The following is a 311-nucleotide window of genomic DNA, read 5'->3' on the forward strand; positions in this document are numbered from 1 at the left end:
CGTTTTTTGGTTACTTTTTGTCGCGTTTGACAAAAAGTGACTCGCCGTAAGGGCGAAAAGGTGATTAAGCGTCGCCACCGCAAATGGACCATGCTCTCTTTCAACACCCACACCAACGCAATAAAAATCCAAACTTCAAACTTCAAACTTCAAACTTCAAACTTCAAACTTCAAACTTCAAACTTCAAACTTCAAACTTTAAGCTTCAAAGCGTGGGCACATATAGCAAGTTGATATTCATTAGCGCGGGTGGCGCACAGTCACCTTTCCGCCCTTACGGCGGCTCACTTTTTGTCTTGTCAAAAAGTGAG

General features: G+C 43.1%; 1 protein-coding gene. It reads left to right on the forward strand.

Annotated elements, in window-relative coordinates; translation table 11 throughout:
* Nucleotides 1-83: 83 nt before the first annotated feature.
* On the forward strand, nucleotides 84-311 hold a 228-nt coding region (locus FS767_RS23090; protein WP_218571744.1), incomplete at its 3' end, for a hypothetical protein.

This window comes from Pseudomonas sp. DE0010, from assembly GCF_007680745.1.
Lineage (GTDB): Bacteria > Pseudomonadota > Gammaproteobacteria > Pseudomonadales > Pseudomonadaceae > Aquipseudomonas > Aquipseudomonas parafulva_B.